Genomic DNA, 14603 nt, shown 5'->3' on the forward strand with positions numbered 1-14603 from the left:
CGCAGCAAATTCATCAACATATTGCCAATCATGAAAATATCTTGTTTGAAGGCGCACAAGGTGCACTGCTCGATATTGACCAAGGCACTTACCCATTTTCATCATCAAACTCTTCCACGAATTGACCAGCATCAAAATGTGGACGACGATAACACTTGTCATGAATGCGTTGAGAGTAAAACATTTTAGGGCGACCTTGTCTATCTAAAGTCGGCATCTTATCAAAAGTTACCATATAAGTAATCACACCCGTCATGACTTCCGCAATTGGTGGACAACCTGGCACCTTAATAATTGGTTTATCGGTAATTAATTTATGCGTTGGCGTCGCTTGCGTTGGATTAGGTCGAGCCGCTTGAACACACCCCCAAGAAGCACAAGAGCCCCAAGAAATAATTGCCTTACAATGTTTAGCAACTTTCTCAATTTGATGATGAAAAGGTTTACCAGCGATAATACAAGACATGCCGTCTTGATTAAGCGGAGTATTGCCCTCTACCGCAAGAATGAAATTACCATCGTATTTTTCAATAGTTTCATCAATAATTGCCTCAGCTTGTTGACCCGCTGCTGCCATAATCGTATCATCGTAATCCAGCGAAATCATGGATAAAATAACATCTTTTGCTAATGGGTGTGCTGAACGAATGAATGACTCTGAACAACAAGTGCATTCCAAACCATGTAACCATAAAACTGGAATTCTTGGTTTGTTTTCCATTGCATGAGCAATCTTACCGACAAATGCAGGCCCTAAACCCAAGGCTGTTGCGGTCAAACTACAATATTTGATAAAACTACGACGACTAATGCCTTGCCTGCGCATCACATCATAGAAACTTTCAATTGGTGATTTATCATCAATTGATTGTGCTAACTCTGTATCGGACATAAACTATCTCCTCTTATTATAAAAAATGTATACTACTTACAGTATATTACAAGCAATAACTATGCCAAAAAATTCATTACAACAAAAAACAACTTTTAATCTTAACCTGTCACTCTCATTAAAAAACTCTATAGAACTATTGGCTATGCCATATGACGATTTATTAATTGAGATAAATAATGCCTTAGAAGAAAACATTGTACTTACCGAAAATACTGAAAAAATAAGTGAATATCCTTCAACTTACGAGAAAATCAACGAGAATGATTTTGTAAAATTAGAATACAAAGAGTCTTTATTTTCCAATTTAGAAAATCAATTACTGTACCTTGGTTTAACAAACGAGCAATTGAATATTGCACACATTATGGTTGAAAATTTAACCGAAGTCGGGTTTCTTGAAGTAAGCATTAAAACAATCATGCATATTTATTTAAGAAAACATCCAAACAGCCAAATTAATACTCAGCAATGCGACGCAGTTAAAGAGAAAATGCAAACCAATCTTGAGCCTTTTGGAATCGCTTCTTTTAACACTCAAGACTTCTTGTTATTGCAAGTTAGCCACAGTAAAGACATCGCAGATAGATCTACAGTGATACAGCTTCTATCTGATGGAATTGATATTAATCAAGTGACTACAACACAAAAATATAATTTTCTTGATGCGATTAAGTTATTACCCAAAACGCCTGTGGATAATTTAGATAATATTCAAAATTCATACATGCGCCCAGATATTTCTATTGAAAAAATAGAGGGTAATTGGCATATTAACCTAAAAAAATTGCCCACCATTGCAGTTAATAAAGAATATTTATCATTGCGCAATCAAATTCCAGACAAAACTTTATTTAATGAGCATCTGGTAGCGGCGCGCGGATTAATTGGTTTTTTATCTTATCGAAATCAATACTTACAACAAATTACCAAAGCATTAATCGCCAAGCAACCTCAAGCACTGATTGAAGGTTTAGAGTGTTTGCTGCCATTAACTCAAAAGCAATTAGCGCTTGAGTTAGGCATAGGTGAATCTACTTTATCGCGTTTGATTAAAAACAAATACATGGAAACACCTATTGGCACGATTAAAATTCAAGATTTATTTTCTGCCAATGTTGGCAACCACGCTTCAAAATCTATTCAATACAGAATTATTCAAATTATTCAAAATGAAAATGTGGCACTTTCTGATCAAAGAATATGTGATTTATTGACGCAAGATGAGATTGTAATTTGTCGTAGAACAATAACCAAATATCGAAAAAAATTAAACATACCTTCTGCCCGTCATAGAAAATTATTTAACATGAAATTCAGAAAATAATGACGCTAAAAAGTGATTATAATTACTTGCTTTAGAGTGCTTAAAAAAATCAAATGACCTTTGGAGCTTACTTTTTATAAGAGGCAAAAGATTCAAGTAATTCTTGCTTAGCCTCTTCAGCATTACCCCAGCCATCAATTTTCACCCATTTACCCTCATCAAGGTCTTTATAATAAGTGAAAAAATGCTCAATTTGGTCTTTTAATGTAACATGAATATCATCAATACACTTAATATCATGATAAGATTTACAGAGTTTATCGGTTGGCACTGCCAAAATTTTATAGTCTCTACCCGCTTCATCTGTCATTCTTAAAACGCCAATAGGGCGCACTGTAATCACCGAATCATGAATTAAAGGATAAGGGGTAATCACTAATACATCAGCAGGATCACCATCATCGGCTAAGGTTTCTGGTACAAAGCCGTAATTGCACGGATAGAACATTGGGGTTGAGATAAATCTATCAACAAACATCGCACCTGTTGCTTTATCAATTTCATATTTGACTGGCGATGAATGAGCGGGTATCTCAATAATCACATTGACTTCATCAGGTATATTGCCTGCTGATACGGGTTTTAAACTATTTTGCATTTTTATTCCTTATTTTATAAGGTGCTTTGCAAGACCACACCTTTTAGTTAGTTAAAATACCTGTTGCAAACAATCCACCGACAGGTTGTCTTTTTGCAGGACAACAAAGTACCTAATAGGCGCCTTTATCACTCCCTATTTTTTTTGATTTTTTAGCACAAAACATCACTTCTATACTGGTAATGAACTTTAAAATCTCCATATTTGTTATCTTGTATAAAATTTTATTGCCATTATGACATGGTGCAATAATCTTATTTTTTTTAAGAATAATAAGAGATTGAGTAATATTAGAACGAGAAGTTCCGACCTGCTTTCGAATGTCGTCTGCCGACAATCTATTATTACTCAACGCTCTTAAAATTTTTAAACGCACTGGACTTGAAATTGCTTTCAAAGCCTTTGCCACTTCATCACTGTTTTTTTCTAACCATTCCATCTTAGAGTTTAATGTTATCATTACTATTTTTTTATCCAACAGTCCAGTTATTACTCATCAAACCAAGCATCTGTGTTGTTATCTTTGCTCTGACGCCATGGCATAACCCACATCTGATAAAGTGAGGTAGAAAGCATAATGGTAGAAGCAAGACTATAGCCGAAACCGCCAATAATAACTAACCAAGCAAAGGCTGGATCAATACGCGTCAACCACCAAGCGCTAACATCCAGTATTAAAAAAGCAAAAGGGATAAAAATAATAATTGCTTTTAGCCACTTATTAAAACCAACGGCTAACGAGAATATCAAACCAACAAAAAAGAAAATAAAGGCGATGCCAAATAAATGAATATGCGATATGCGTGTTAAACTAGAAATATCTACCGCACCATCTGTTATCGTTAATCCTTTAATAACCTCAAATTTAGTAAGGTTAGGCAGTGCAGGAATACTAGTATGACAAGAAGCGCAACGCTTTAAAATAATCGGCTGAATTTCATTTTTCCATCTTTGTTGTTCTGCACCATGTTTTGCCCAATTAATAATTTTTAACCTTTCCTTAACGGGCGCCTTATCTTTCATTGAGCCATTCAGTTTATTTTCTAATTTAGAATTAGAGCGATTACCATAATAACTATAGATTACATCATCAATAGAAAGCCCAGGCTTGCCATCAGATTGACCGTGAGTTAGCATAATTTGTGCTCCAGCCATCATGAGCCCTACACCAACCACTACAATATAACCCGTAAATAAAGCCTTAAGCGATAATGGAATATTAGATAAATTCATAGTTTCTCCTTTATATTTAGCACTGTTCCCATGGTAGATCATCATGGCTCCAACCATTGATATTACCTCGGTGCTTATTAGCATCTAAATCCCCTTCAAACCCTGTGGTGATATGAGCGATATTTTTAAAGCCTTTTTTGATTAAGAGTTCTCCTGCTTCCATTGAAAGCCTACCTGCACGACCAATTAAAATAATTTCTGCATCCAAAGGATAATGTGTATCCACCAAAAGTGCGAAGACCGCTTAAGAAAATCGAGTATTAATCTTCCATTCTGGGTCTTCCATCCATGACAATAAAACACTACCAACCGCATGTCCGACAAACTTATACTCCACGGAAGAGCGCACATCCAAAAATAATATTTTGTTGTCTTGCTGTAACTTATCATAGGCTTGTTTAGGGGTTAGTTCAATTACTTTCATTGTTATATTCCTGTTAAATTAAAATGTGGTATCAAGGTGGGTATTAGACTTATATTGTTATTTTTGCATTAAGGTTAACATTGTTCCCATGGCAGATCGTCATAACACCAGCCATCCAAATTACCCCGTTGCTTTAGAGCATCTAAATGCCCTTCAAAGCCCGTAGTGATATGCGCAATATTTTTAAAGCCTTTTTTAAGTAAAGCGTTACCGGCATCCAGTGAACGGTTACCAGAACGGCAAATTAAAATAATTTCAGTATTTAATGGGTCATGTCTATCCACTAATAATGCCGATACCGCATGGCAAAACCTAGGGTTAACTTCCCATTCTGGCTCATCCATCCAAGGTACTAAAATACTACCCACTGCGTGCCCAACAAATTTATACTCCACACAAGAGCGCACATCTAAAAATAAAACTTGGTTATTTTGTTGTATTTTTTCACTCGCTTGTCTTGGCGTCAATTCAATCACTTTTTTCATCGTATCTCCCTATATATTTAATAACAAGATTATTGCTAGTAGCAAAATCTAAAATTTGATTCAGTAGCACTAAATTTGTTTCCTCTAAACAGGTTTTCACCTTAATGCCTTTGATGCCGTTAATATTAAAAACATGAACACATTGTTTAGATTGTTGAGTTGTGGTATGTGTATTAACCAATCTCTCAGTCCAGTCGCTAGGTCTAAATTTAATCCCTTTATCACAATGTCCATACACTATAAAATTTTGCATTTTTTCCTTTATAAAATTAACGACAGAATTCTACACAACTCAAGGAAGATAGATACTTCGCTCTGTCAAACGGATTAAATTAAAAGCAATAATTATTATCAAGCAATAACTGTTCCAAATTTTTAGCATTATCTTTATTTAAAAAATAACACACGCAAATATCTACGAAAAATCGTAGAAAATAATTTTAAAACTTATATTTTAGAAAATTTCAGCCCACGATAGCGACCCCGCTAATATATTAGTTTGCGGTACGCTCAATTGACATATTGTGGACGGGTGACGGAGAAAGTTAAGAATTACAAAACCTTAACTATTTTAATTGGCAAGCTTTACAAATCACATTAAAAAAATCAAAGTATCAATTATTTAGAGGCGACTTTAAAAACTAAATTAAATATTTAGAGCGAGGGGTAAATAGGTTGAGAATTTTTTGAGACATTGACATAAATAAAGATGACTCACAAACATGACGATCTTATTCGATTAACGAATTTCTTAAACTTTACCCTAATACAGCCAAAGTTAACTTAAATATCGCCCTTATCTTCTTTTTTGAGTAAGCCATTAGTGTCAATTTTTTCAGACTTGGTGGTGGTTTTAGTGTCATCTTGATTGGTCTTCTCTGTAGCGACATTTTTTACAACTTCTTTACGCTTAGTCAATGTGCTTTTAATCCATTCTTTGGCATTATCCTTGTTGTAGGCTGATGCTTCTTTTTCAACATTATACTTTTCATCGGTATTAGTATCATCTGATAATAGCCCCATACTAATAGCAATATTGCGACAAGATTCCTCGCCTGCAGACAGTGTACCCAATGGAATAACGATTAAGGTCAGCACGGTTGAAACCAGCACACCGAATAATAACGAAATCGCCATACCTTGGAAAATTGGGTCAGATAAGATAACGCTTGAGCCACCAACCAATGCAAAAGCAGTAATCATAATAGGACGCGTTCTTGATGCGCAAGAATTTATCACTGCATCAAAAAATGGCACACCTTTGGCGTATTCTTGCACCGTAAAATCCACCAATAAGATTGAGTTACGCACAATAATACCTGCTAGGGCAATCCAACCAATCATTGAGGTGGCAGTAAACTCTGCGCCTAATAGCCAATGCCCTGGCACAATACCCAATAGGGTTAGCGGAATTGGTGCCATAATGACTGCTGGCACGATGAAATTGCCAAATTGCCAAACAACCAACATATAAATGACCACCAATGCCACAGCAAATGCTGTACCCATATCGCGGAAAGTTTCATAAGTAACGGTCCATTCCCCGCCCCACTCAAAGCTTGGTACGCTTTGGTCTTCTGGTGGACCTAAATACTCACCTTGTAATTGCTTACCGTCTATTGTTTGATACTCTAGTAACAAGTCATCAACACCAAACATTGCATAAATTGGCGCGCTTAAACGCCCTATTGGCTCACCTAAAACATATTCAACATCAGCTAAATCCTTGTGGAAAATTAAATCGTCTTGTTTCTTATAAACGAAAGAACCTAGTTCAGAAACTGGAATCATGCCGCCTTGTTGTGAAGGTACTGGTAATTGCGTTAAATAAGACAGTTGCGATCGTTTAGACAACGGCACTTTTAAGCAAACACGCGAAGGCTCAAGTGCATTTTTAAGACGAATTGTGGTTACATTAAAACTACTCATTGCCATTGCTAAAGTTTCTTTAATGGTTTGTACGCTCACACCAAAACGCGATGCTTTTGCGGTATCGACTTGGAAATTAATCACTGGATATTCATCACGCATCAAATTATCAACATCTGTCATCGTGCCTGATTCTTTAAACATTTGAGTTAAATCATGTGCCAACTTACGCCGTGTTGCTTTGTCAGGACCGTACACTTCGGCAACTACTGGACGCAATACTGGTGGCCCAGGTGGCATTTCAACCACAGCGTAATTAGCCCCTACATCAAGTGCAACTTGTTGAATCAATTCACGCGCATGCAGGGAAATTTCATGGCTTGAACGCTCACGATCACCTTTATCTGCTAATTGAATTTGCATCTCACCTTCTGATGATCTTTGTCTTAAATAAGAGTGTCTTACCAAGCCATTAAAATCAAATGGCTTGGCCGTACCTGCGTAAGTTTGGATAGAGACTACTTCTGGCATTTTGCGTAATATTTGTGCCATCTTATGGAGTGTTGACGCTGTATTTGCTAACGCACTACCATCAGGCATATCAAGCGATATGCTAAACTCTGATTTGTTATCTAATGGCAACATCTTTACTGGCACTGCTGTGGTATAAAACATTGACATTGATAAGAAGAATGTTACTACCAAGCCAATTAAGAAACCCATTCCATAAGCTTTAACACTGAATAATTTAGAGATGGTCGAATGAAAGAATGCGTGCAATATCTTACCTTCTCTTTCTTCTTTTACATGCATTTTATGCAGCACACCTAATGGTGGCACAAATTTCATAATAAAGTAAGGGGTAAATACAAATGCTGCAAATAAAGAAAACATCATTGCCACTGATCCCAATACTGGAATTGGCGCCATGTATGGACCCATCATGCCACTGACTGCTGCCATTGGGACTAAGGCAGCAACCACAGTAAAGGTTGCTAAAATTGTTGGATTGCCCACTTCACGCACTGCATCAATTGCAGTGGCAATCGTAATTTTGTTGTCAATCAGCCAACGGCGATAAATATTTTCAGTAACAACAATTGCATCATCCACCAAAATACCGATAGAGAAAATCAACGCAAATAAACTCACTCTATCGATGGTCATACCCAACATCCAAGCTGAGAAAATAGTCATCAACAACACAACTGGAATCACCAGTGTTACGACAATTGCAGGGCGAATACCCAGTGCAAACCAAACCAATAAAGTTACAGCGCCGGTCGCAATAAAGAGCTTCTTAATCAATGAGTTAACTTTGTCTCTAGCAGATTTTCCGTAGTTTCTGCTGACGCTAACTTCAACATTATCTGGAATAAGACGCCCTTTCAATTCTTCAACTTTAGCCAAAATATCGTTAGCAACTTTAACGCCATTGGCGCCAAACTTCTTTGCAATAGCAATGGTTACCGCTTGTTCACCTGTTGCCTTGGTTTTGTCTGGACTGGCAACACCACTATAGTGATTAACCATATGATGTGCTTCTTCTGGCGCATAATACACATCTGCAATATCACGCACATACACAGGCTTTCCGTCATTGACTGCCACCACTAAATTCTCAATATCTTCAACTTTCTTAAAGAAATCACCTGAGTAAACTTCCATTTTATAGCCGTTTAACTCAATATCACCCGTATGTGAGCTAACATTTGCACTGCCAATAGTGTTTGAGATTTGCTGAATAGAAATACCATAACCCGCTAAACGACCAGGGAAAACATCAATATGAAAAATCTCTTTTCGCCCACCGACAACAAAGCCATTGTTGGTATTTGGAACTTTGCCAAGTTGTTGTAATAACTCCAAGCCCAAAGAGCGCAACTGTCCATCGTCAAGTGATTTTGACCATAAGGTAAGATTAACAATAGACACATCATCAATTTCTTTTGGTTTGACCAGTGGCGTTCTAACGCCTGGCGGCATAAAATCAAGATTTGCCAACATTTTGTCACGCACCTTGACAACAGAAGGCGTCATTTCTTGCCCTACATCAAACTCAATGGTAACAATGCCATGACCTTTATCACTAACTGAATAGACATGCTTAACACCTAAAATATTAGACATTAGACGCTCTAATGGTTTAACCACAATGTTAGACACTTCTTCCGAAGAGGCGCCTGGGTATTCAACAAAAACATCAATGAGGGGTACGGAAATCTGCGGATCTTCTTGTCGCGGTGTAGAAATAAGCCCGATAATACCGGCACCAAACATGGCAAAAAACAAAATAATAGACAAGGGTGAAGTGATAAAGGCCTTGGTTAACTTGCCTGCAATGCCTAACTCGTAATCTCTCAAGTCATCTAAAATTATATCTTTATCGATATTCTTATCTTTAGAGACATCAATGTGTTCGTGTTTTTTCATCAGTTCCTTGGTGTGAAAATGGTATTTTGATAATTATTCATAATTATGCAGAAAACTGACTAAATATCCATCCCTGAAATCATCATAATGTTAGGATTGGTAACGATTTTTTCACCAATCTTTAGTCCAGATAAAACACTTTTTTGGTAATCACTGATTTGCTCACCAAGGCGCACAAATCTCAATTCAGTTTTATGAGTTTGTGGGTTGATAACAAACACGCTTGGCAAACTAGAACGCCATATAATGGCTGTTTCTGGAATGACTGGCATTAACGAGCCTGAATCTATTTCAAAAATTTCTACTTCCGCATAAGCCCCTACTAAGACTGGCACATTCTCAGGTAAATCAAATTTAACTTTAACACTGTGTTTGTTGTTATCGGCTATTGGGTAGATTTGTGAAAGTTTTGCGTTAACCACAATATTTACCATGTCTAATTTAATGCGGTATCTTTTGTTAAGCTTTAGGCTGGTTACCAAGCGTGAAGGTACATTTAACTCAACTTGGAGTTTTTTGATATTGGCAAACTTCATTAACACTTGCCCAGACTGTACGATATCACCTTGATCAACATTTTTAACCACAATCACACCGTCAAAAGGCGCAACAACTGTTGCGTCCTTTAGGTGTTCTTCCACTTGCTTAAGCTTAAGCCGTGCTTGCGTTAGTTTGTTTTTTGCTTGTTGATAGCTGGTATAGCGTGAAGTGCGGTTGGCAAACTTGTCAAAATCAGGATCCCCCCTTCCGCTCATTTTCACCATTGGGTCTGTGAACATTGAAAACATACCTGGAACGCCGCCAAACATACTGTTTGAATTTGGAGAAACAATAGATTGAGAATATTGCACTCCGGCATTTCTTAATGCTTCATTAGCGGAAGATATTTCTGCATAAACCGCATCTCTTTGTGCTTGGATAGATTTTTGCTCAAGCGTTATTAGAACAGCACCCCGCTTAAACATATCCCCTTCTTTACCGGTAATTGTTAACACATCACCTGAAACTTGCGCCGATAAAGTTACTTTGGCAGAGGAAATAACTTTACCACCTAAAAGTGCCCTTTTGTCAAGTGACAGTCCGAATACTTGTTGGATGTTATAAGTTGAGTTAAGGTTTGCTGGATTTTGGTTTGAACCTTGATTAAACGGTTTCGCTGAACTTGGAAGTGGCAACAATAAAGCCAGTGTCGTTAAAAAAGCAATTGATGAATTCATAGTTAATCTTATTAAAATAATTTAGGTGTAGCAAAATCTGAACCCTATCATTTTACAACATTTACTCTGAGACCTTTGCATAAATAGGGATGATTAGCAAAATCCAATTTTTACCCAATTGGTGATTTCTTTAAACCTTGTCCTAGCAGAGCTAAGGCTGGGTTTAAAGAAATCACCAATTGGGTAAAAAGTGGGTTTCTGATGATTGTTCCTATTTATGCAAAGGTCTCACTCTGTTTTTTATCACTATTTTATTTGATAAATCTTAATGTATCGGGCTTTGTCTTTTATAATTAGCGTTTTTAATCATTAATTAAGCAATGTTTGCATTTACCCCTGGCGAACCCGCTGGAATAGGGCCTGATTTGGCAGTGATTTACGCTCAAGAAAAATCTAAAAAAGATTTGTTGATTTTTGCCGACCCTGATATGTTACTAGATCGGGCTAAAACCCTTAATTTAACACTTAAAATTAGCGAATCAGAATCAACTTCTAACGCGCAAACATTATGTATCTACCCTGTTAAAACAGCCGCTAAAGTCATTGCTGGTACGCTCAATAAAAACAATGCTGAGTATGTGTTAAAAACATTGGACCTAGCCACACAGCATTGCCTTAACGATAACACTCAAGCGCTTGTAACTGGCCCACTACATAAGGGTATTATCAATCAAGCAGGCATTTACCCTAACTTTAGTGGTCATACTGAGTATTTGGCTCATCTCTCAGGTGTAGACAAAACCGTCATGATGTTGGCAACCGATGGATTTCGAGTCGCATTAGCAACAACACATATACCGCTAAATCAAGTGTCAAAAAACATACAAGCTGACGCCTTAGAAAAAACCTTAAATATTATTCACAAGTCCTTGCAAAATTATGGTCTGCACAACCCTAAAATTGTCGTCTGCGGACTCAATCCTCATGCAGGCGAAGATGGGTATTTGGGATCTGAAGAAATTGAAATTATCAATCCTTTGATTGAAAAACTCAATACACAGGGGCTTAACCTTGTTGGTAGCGTACCCGCTGACACCGCCTTTACGCCCGATGCGCTAAAAGGTGTGGATTGTGTATTAGCTATGTATCACGACCAAGGTTTGCCCGTATTAAAAACCTTGGGTTTTAAAAAAGCCGTCAATATTACCTTGGGCTTGCCCTTTATTCGTACTTCAGTTGACCACGGAACGGCGCTTAGCCTTGCTGGTACAGGCAATATAAGTCTAGGTAGTTTCAATACTGCGCTAAAAACTGCGCAAAATTTTATAGCGTCTAAGCGATGAGTAAGCATAAAGCTAGAAAGCGTTTTGGACAAAACTTTTTGACTGATAACCGGGTTATTGAGCGTATTGTTGCTACTATCGCACCAAAGTTTAATGATAATTTGCTTGAAATTGGTCCTGGTCAGGGTGCAATGACGCTGCCTTTATTAGAATGCGTCAAACAACTCAATGTTATTGAAATCGATAAAGATTTGATTGTTATGTTGCGCAATTTGAACAAAGACAATCTTATTATTCATCAAGGTGATGCGCTTAAATTTGACCTAAGCACCCTAACAACACCTCTTCGTGTCGTGGGTAATTTGCCTTATAATATCTCATCGCCACTACTTTTTCATCTACTTGAAAACAGAGATAAGGTGGTGGATATGACTTTTATGCTACAAAAAGAAGTCGTAGAAAGGATGGTAGCTGAAAACGGTTCGAAAACTTATGGGCGTCTAAGTGTGATGATACAAGCATTTTTTGAAGTTGAGTTAGTTTTTATCGTGCCGCCTGAGTCTTTTGAGCCTGCACCAAAGGTAGATTCTGCCATTGTCTATCTCAAACCCTTAACACCATCAAAAGTTAGCAACACTGAACTTTTTGAGAAAATTGTCAAGGCAGCTTTTTCTCAGCGTAGAAAAACCCTTGGAAATTGTTTAAAATCTTTGCTATTACAAAACCAAACAACTATTGACTTATCACAACGCGCTGAAATGCTTAAAGTGGAAGACTTTATTGTCTTAACTAATGAATATGAGGCCACCTACACATACTAAATAATATGATAAAAAACAACATTAAAATTACGGTTAAAGTTACCCCGATAGAAGCGCAAACCCTTCCTTTTAAGAGTCAATACGCTTTTGCTTACACCATTACTATTAGCAATCAAGGGCAAATTGGTTCACGCTTAATTAGCAGACACTGGTTGATCCAAGATGAAACTGGATATACAGAAGAGGTGATTGGCGAAGGTGTGGTGGGTGAACAACCACATTTACTGCCTAACGAGGCTTTTGAGTACACTTCTGGGGCAATGATTAAAACCCCAACGGGTACGATGAAAGGAAAATATCATATGATTAGTGACACAGGTGAGAATTTTAGTGTTGAAATCGCAGAGTTTGTACTAAGTAAGCCCTATACATTGCAATGAGCGATTATCTAATTGGTGATATTCAAGGATGTTTCGACTCATTACAAAAATTACTTAAAAAGGTAGCGTTTTCTAGCGATAAAGACCAATTGTTTTTTTTAGGGGATGTGGTTAATCGTGGCAACAAATCACTTGAAACCTTAAGATTTATCAAAGATTTATCTGAAAACGCCCAAATGGTGTTAGGCAATCATGATTTTCACTTATTAGCCTGTGCTCTGGGTGATAAAACTCCCAGTAACAAAGACACTTTTAGTGATATTTTAAATGCCAAAGACAAGGGGAAACTGATCGATTTTTTATTACAACAACCTTTGGTGATTGAACATAAAAATGCACTTTTATTGCACGCAGGTGTTCCCCCTAACTGGGATAAAAACACACTTTTATCTCAAGCCTTGACGGTAGAAAAACACTTAAAAAAATCCGCTGTAGGGCGTTTTATCAACCAGATGTATGGCGATTATCCATACACTTGGCATCGTGATTTAAAGGAGATGGAGGCTTGTCGCTATACCATTAATGCTTGCATGCGCATGCGTTTTTGTCGCGCAGATGGCACTTTAGAATTTGCGCATAAAATGGGGCAAAATACCGCACCAACAGACTTTAAAGCGTGGTTTTTACACGAAAACAGGCTATTGGCGGATACCGATATTTTCTTTGGACACTGGTCAACTTTGACAAACATCACTCAGCCACATGTTTATCCAATGGACAAAGGTTGTGCTTGGGGTGGTGCATTAAATATGATTCGCTTTAAAGACAAGCAAATATTTTCAGTTACTTGTTAAATTTTTATTTGCCCTTCAAATGCAAACTCGGCGTCGCCAACCATAAAAACTCCGTCCTCCTCCTTAACGCCAATTAATAACTTTCCTCCTTTTAAGCTAACAAGGATATCTTTATCTTTAGCGTTAACCCTGCCTATCAAATCTAAATACGCCACGGTTGCACAGGCACCACTACCACAGGCAAGTGTCTCCCCGACTCCGCGTTCATAAACCCTAAGTGTGATATTAGATTTATCCGTAATTTCTACAAAATTCACATTCACTCCATTTGGAAAATCCCCAGAATTCTGTATTTTTTTTGCAATAGATTCAATCTCTTGGTTGATATCATTTACGATTAACACTGCATGCGGATTACCCATTGAGACCACGCCAACTTGATATCCATCGACAGTGTAGGTAGCGTTTTCATTTTTTAATTGATTAAATGGAATGTCTTTTGGTGTAAAAATAGGCAACCCTAAATTTACACAATAAGCATTTTCAGCCATTTTTTTTATTCGCATGTTGCGATTTTTAGTTTCAACAAAAATTTCTGTTTTATCTGTTAAACCTTTATCTACAACAAACTTAACAAAACACCTAGCCCCATTGCCACATTGCTCTACCTCGCTACCATCGGCATTAAAAATGCGATATTTAAAATCAATATTTTTTAAATTTGTTTTTTCAACCAGCAATAACTGATCAAAACCCACCCCAAAATGCCTGTCTGAAAGTTGTTTAATTCGTTCTGAAGACAACGATATCTTCTGATTAATAGCGTCAATCACCATAAAATCATTCCCTAAACCGTGCATTTTTGTAAAGCTAATATTCATAGTGGTTATTTTATCCACTTATAACGCATATGGTTATGAATAAGTCAAATTCTGTTAAAATTCATGCCAATTTAACTTTTCACAAC

The 14603-nt window shown here is 37.1% G+C and carries 15 protein-coding genes and 2 pseudogenes; 6 read left to right on the forward strand and 11 right to left on the reverse strand.

Features of this window, described 5'->3' with window-relative positions; all coding sequences use genetic code 11:
• Nucleotides 1–122: pseudogene (locus BBROOKSOX_RS01885) on the forward strand (adenylosuccinate synthetase); the annotation flags it as partial.
• Here the strand turns inward: BBROOKSOX_RS01885 and BBROOKSOX_RS01890 are convergent.
• Nucleotides 95–847 (reverse strand): annotated as a pseudogene (locus BBROOKSOX_RS01890) (hydrogenase small subunit); the annotation flags it as partial. The pseudogenes BBROOKSOX_RS01885 and BBROOKSOX_RS01890 sit on opposite strands and share 28 nt — an antisense overlap.
• Nucleotides 848–953: 106 nt before the next feature.
• Between BBROOKSOX_RS01890 and BBROOKSOX_RS01895 the strand changes: the two are divergent.
• Nucleotides 954–2219 (forward strand): RNA polymerase factor sigma-54, encoded by a 1266-nt coding sequence (locus tag BBROOKSOX_RS01895; RefSeq protein WP_180323813.1) that lies wholly within the window; start codon nucleotides 954–956, stop codon nucleotides 2217–2219.
• 67 nt (nucleotides 2220–2286) lie between these two features.
• On the opposite strand, the gene ppa is transcribed toward BBROOKSOX_RS01895, so the two are convergent.
• The 9 genes from ppa to BBROOKSOX_RS01940 form a co-directional block, all read right to left on the reverse strand.
• Nucleotides 2287–2817, reverse strand: coding sequence for an inorganic diphosphatase (gene ppa / locus BBROOKSOX_RS01900; protein ID WP_139659508.1), 531 nt, complete (start codon nucleotides 2815–2817; stop codon nucleotides 2287–2289).
• A 112-nt stretch (nucleotides 2818–2929) separates the two neighbouring features.
• A complete protein-coding gene (locus tag BBROOKSOX_RS01905; protein WP_139659509.1) occupies nucleotides 2930–3277 on the reverse strand; it encodes an ArsR/SmtB family transcription factor in 348 nt (115 codons plus the stop codon).
• Nucleotides 3278–3306: 29 nt separating this feature from the next.
• Nucleotides 3307–4050, reverse strand: a complete 744-nt coding sequence (locus tag BBROOKSOX_RS01910; RefSeq protein ID WP_139659510.1) for an elongation factor-1 alpha — start codon at nucleotides 4048–4050, stop codon at nucleotides 3307–3309.
• A gap of 16 nt (nucleotides 4051–4066) precedes the next feature.
• Nucleotides 4067–4276, reverse strand: coding sequence for a hypothetical protein (locus BBROOKSOX_RS01915; protein ID WP_139659511.1), 210 nt, complete (start codon nucleotides 4274–4276; stop codon nucleotides 4067–4069).
• 18 nt (nucleotides 4277–4294) lie between these two features.
• On the reverse strand, nucleotides 4295–4474 hold the full coding sequence (locus tag BBROOKSOX_RS01920; protein WP_139659512.1) for a rhodanese-like domain-containing protein: 180 nt from the start codon (nucleotides 4472–4474) through the stop codon (nucleotides 4295–4297).
• 74 nt (nucleotides 4475–4548) lie between these two features.
• On the reverse strand, nucleotides 4549–4959 hold the full coding sequence (locus tag BBROOKSOX_RS01925) for a rhodanese-like domain-containing protein (RefSeq protein WP_139659513.1): 411 nt from the start codon (nucleotides 4957–4959) through the stop codon (nucleotides 4549–4551).
• Nucleotides 4943–5212, reverse strand: coding sequence for a DUF3579 domain-containing protein (locus BBROOKSOX_RS01930; RefSeq protein WP_139659514.1), 270 nt, complete (start codon nucleotides 5210–5212; stop codon nucleotides 4943–4945). Before BBROOKSOX_RS01930 ends, BBROOKSOX_RS01925 begins: the two co-directional genes overlap by 17 nt.
• Before the next feature lie 530 nt (nucleotides 5213–5742).
• On the reverse strand, nucleotides 5743–9261 hold the full coding sequence (locus BBROOKSOX_RS01935; protein ID WP_139659515.1) for an efflux RND transporter permease subunit: 3519 nt from the start codon (nucleotides 9259–9261) through the stop codon (nucleotides 5743–5745).
• 59 nt (nucleotides 9262–9320) lie between these two features.
• Nucleotides 9321–10478, reverse strand: a complete 1158-nt coding sequence (locus BBROOKSOX_RS01940) for an efflux RND transporter periplasmic adaptor subunit (RefSeq protein ID WP_139659516.1) — start codon at nucleotides 10476–10478, stop codon at nucleotides 9321–9323.
• 320 nt (nucleotides 10479–10798) lie between these two features.
• Between BBROOKSOX_RS01940 and pdxA the strand changes: the two genes are divergently transcribed.
• The 4 genes from pdxA to BBROOKSOX_RS01960 are packed head-to-tail and all read left to right on the forward strand — an operon-like array spanning nucleotide 10799 to nucleotide 13696.
• Nucleotides 10799–11761, forward strand: a complete 963-nt coding sequence (pdxA, locus tag BBROOKSOX_RS01945) for a 4-hydroxythreonine-4-phosphate dehydrogenase PdxA (protein ID WP_139659517.1) — start codon at nucleotides 10799–10801, stop codon at nucleotides 11759–11761.
• Complete coding sequence (gene rsmA / locus BBROOKSOX_RS01950; protein ID WP_139659518.1) at nucleotides 11758–12522, forward strand: 16S rRNA (adenine(1518)-N(6)/adenine(1519)-N(6))-dimethyltransferase RsmA; 765 nt, start codon at nucleotides 11758–11760, stop codon at nucleotides 12520–12522. Before pdxA ends, rsmA begins: the two co-directional genes overlap by 4 nt.
• Before the next feature lie 5 nt (nucleotides 12523–12527).
• On the forward strand, nucleotides 12528–12902 hold the full coding sequence (gene apaG / locus BBROOKSOX_RS01955; RefSeq protein WP_139659519.1) for a Co2+/Mg2+ efflux protein ApaG: 375 nt from the start codon (nucleotides 12528–12530) through the stop codon (nucleotides 12900–12902).
• Nucleotides 12899–13696 carry a symmetrical bis(5'-nucleosyl)-tetraphosphatase gene (locus tag BBROOKSOX_RS01960; RefSeq protein WP_139659520.1) on the forward strand — a complete coding sequence of 266 codons (798 nt, stop codon included), beginning with the start codon at nucleotides 12899–12901 and terminating at the stop codon, nucleotides 13694–13696. Before apaG ends, BBROOKSOX_RS01960 begins: the two co-directional genes overlap by 4 nt.
• On the opposite strand, the gene dapF is transcribed toward BBROOKSOX_RS01960, so the two are convergent.
• Nucleotides 13693–14535 carry a diaminopimelate epimerase gene (gene dapF / locus BBROOKSOX_RS01965; protein WP_306821327.1) on the reverse strand — a complete coding sequence of 281 codons (843 nt, stop codon included), beginning with the start codon at nucleotides 14533–14535 and terminating at the stop codon, nucleotides 13693–13695. The two genes, BBROOKSOX_RS01960 and dapF, sit on opposite strands and share 4 nt — an antisense overlap.
• Nucleotides 14536–14603: the final 68 nt, after the last annotated feature.

Source organism: bacterium endosymbiont of Bathymodiolus sp. 5 South, assembly GCF_900128535.1.
Classification (GTDB): domain Bacteria; phylum Pseudomonadota; class Gammaproteobacteria; order PS1; family Pseudothioglobaceae; genus Thiodubiliella.